This window comes from uncultured Oscillibacter sp. (assembly GCF_910587525.1).
Classification (GTDB): domain Bacteria; phylum Bacillota; class Clostridia; order Oscillospirales; family Oscillospiraceae; genus Oscillibacter.
In genome coordinates, this window is record NZ_CAJULS010000220.1 from 1 (window position 1) to 2543 (window position 2543).

At 56.3% G+C, this 2543-nt stretch carries 2 protein-coding genes and 2 tRNA genes; 2 read left to right on the forward strand and 2 right to left on the reverse strand.

What is annotated here, in order from left to right; all coding sequences use genetic code 11:
• Nucleotides 1-90: 90 nt before the first annotated feature.
• Nucleotides 91-549: an ImmA/IrrE family metallo-endopeptidase gene (locus QZ326_RS12720; RefSeq protein ID WP_295745891.1), complete on the forward strand. Its 459-nt coding sequence runs from the start codon at nucleotides 91-93 to the stop codon at nucleotides 547-549.
• A 139-nt stretch (nucleotides 550-688) separates the two neighbouring features.
• The gene (locus QZ326_RS12725) at nucleotides 689-2116 is read left to right on the forward strand and encodes a site-specific integrase (RefSeq protein WP_295745893.1); all 1428 of its coding nucleotides are present in this window, start codon (nucleotides 689-691) and stop codon (nucleotides 2114-2116) included.
• 137 nt (nucleotides 2117-2253) lie between these two features.
• On the opposite strand, the gene QZ326_RS12730 is transcribed toward QZ326_RS12725, so the two are convergent.
• A tRNA-Thr gene (locus tag QZ326_RS12730) sits at nucleotides 2254-2329 on the reverse strand.
• A gap of 52 nt (nucleotides 2330-2381) precedes the next feature.
• Nucleotides 2382-2458, reverse strand: a tRNA-Asp gene (locus QZ326_RS12735).
• Nucleotides 2459-2543 lie beyond the last annotated feature (85 nt).

Genomic DNA, 2543 nt, shown 5'->3' on the forward strand with positions numbered 1-2543 from the left:
ATGGCGGCGGCTATGAAAATCGGCTTGGAGGAAGCAAAGAGGCGGAACAAAGCAACATACACCCCCAAAAAGTACAGAAGGGAGTAAATCATGGATGGCAAGGCGCTTGCAGCCCGCTTGTCCAAAAAGTACGACACCAGGGACCCGTTCCGACTGGCGGACGAAATGGGCTTTATCATAGTTTTCGCCCCGTTAGTCGAAATGCGGGGTTTCCAACAGCGTATCAAGCGGCAGAATATTATCTATATCAACGACGGCCTGGACGACCGGCAGCAGGCCCTTGTATGCGCCCATGAAATGGGGCACCACTTCATGCACCGAGGCATGAACCGTATTTTTATGAACCGCAACACTCAATTTGTCACGCAGAAATATGAGAATGAAGCGAACCTGTTTTCTCTGGAATTGATCTATCCGGACGAGGACCTACAGCTGTTCTTGAATCGCTCGATCACTGACGCGGCCGCCTATATGGGCGTCTCTGTTCAGCTGGCGACTTGGAGGATGCAGACGGTCCCCGTTCCGGAGGTTGACTACTACGCAAGCTAAAATCCCACACGTTTGGGATTTTGAAAACAAAAAAAGCCCCCTCCGGTGTTCCAGCACCAGAGGGGGCCCATGAGGGCAGTAGACTTTCCGACGGCCTTACTGCCCTCCTATCATACCAAAAATAGGAGGAAAATGCAATATGGCGACGATCACAAAGCAGGGAAAAGGCTATAAAATCACCGTTTCCCAGGGCCGGGACTACACTGGCAAGAAAATCCGAAAATACATGACCTGGGTACCAGAACCCGGCATGACCGAACGGCAGATCAAGAAAGAGCTGGAACGGCAAGCCGTTCTCTTTGAGGAAAAGGTTTCAAGCGGAGCCACGGCCAACGGCTCCATGCGCTTTGCGGACTTCGCAGAGAAGTACATGACCGAATATGCGGCCCTTTACTTGAAACCGAAAACCATTGCTACATACACGGAAAATCTCAGCCGAATCAATCAGGCAATCGGCCACATCCGCCTGTCCGATCTCCGCACCGGCCATATCAACAGCTTCTATCTGAACCTTCAGGAGAGCGGAGTCCGGAGCCGCACCACTGGTGTCTGTAAGATCGCCCTCCAGGCGCAGATTGGCACCCAGCGCGGGGCATTGACCGCATTCTCCCGGAGGGCGGGAGTCAGCCGGGCCACCATCAATCAAGCTCTGGCCGGCAAGCCCATCAACAAAGAATCCGCTGACGCCATCGCCCAGGCAGTGGGGATGAAAACCAACAAGGCTTTTACCCTGACCACCCACTCGGACCCTCTGGCCCCGGCCAGCGTGATCTCCTACCACCGCACGTTGTCCTCCATCCTGGGCCGCGCGGTCAAATGGGGGTATATCCAGATCAATCCTGCTGACGCGGCAGAGAAGCCCAGCCTGGGCCAGCATGAAGCGCCTTTCCTGGAGGAAGCGGATGCGCGGCGGCTCCTGGAGCTGTTGCAGGACGAGCCCATACGCTGGCGGGCTATTATCACCTTCGACCTTCTGTCGGGACTCCGGCGGCAGGAATTTCTCGGCCTTCGCTGGCAGGACGTGGATCTGGACCAGCACACAATCACCGTCCGGCAGACCTCCAACTATCTCCCCGGGAAGGGCGTATATGTCAGCACGACCAAGACGGCCAGCTCCGCCCGCCCCCTGCTTCTCTCGACCGCTGCAGTGATGATGCTTTTGGAGTACCAGCGGTGGCAGGACGAGCAGCGGGGCAAGATGGGGGACGCCTGGGAGGACCAGGACGGGCGGGTGTTCACCACTGACACCGGCGCTCCCATATTTCCCGACAGTGTGACGCAATGGTTCAGCAAATTCATTACCCGATCTGGGATGCCGAAGGTCACTGTTCACAGCCTGCGGCATACCTACGCCTCCCTGATGATTGCAGACGGCGTACCCCTGGTGGTCGTGTCAAAGCAGCTGGGCCATTCGCAGACCAGCACCACGGCAAATATCTACGCCCATGCTATAGCCTCGGCACAGGCAAAGGCCATGCAGACTCTTGACCGCTTCAACGATCTTGTCAGCCCGGAACCCGCCCCCGAACAGGCCCCAGAAAGCAAGAAAAAAGCAGCCAGGGGATAACCCGCCCGACCGCTAAAATGTGTATCTCTCGGTATCGTCTTGTAGGATTGGACGCTAAACGGACGCTAAACCGGGATTTCACCCCAGCTCACAGAAATAAGAAAAGCCTTGTACCCGTTGCGGCACAAGGCTTTTCTTGGAGCTGCTGGGCGGATTCGAACCGCCGACCTCATCCTTACCAAGGATGCGCTCTACCGACTGAGCTACAGCAGCATATAGCGGAGAATCCGCATTTATCAAAACAAGCCGAAGCCTGGTTATCACGTGGCGACCCAGAACGGGCTCGAACCGTCGACCTCCAGCGTGACAGGCTGGCGTTCTAACCAACTGAACTACTGGGCCATCTCTCCCGCCGAAAACAATGCCTGTTAAAGTGGTGGGAACAACTGGACTCGAACCAGTGACCCCCTGCTTGTAAGGCAGGTGC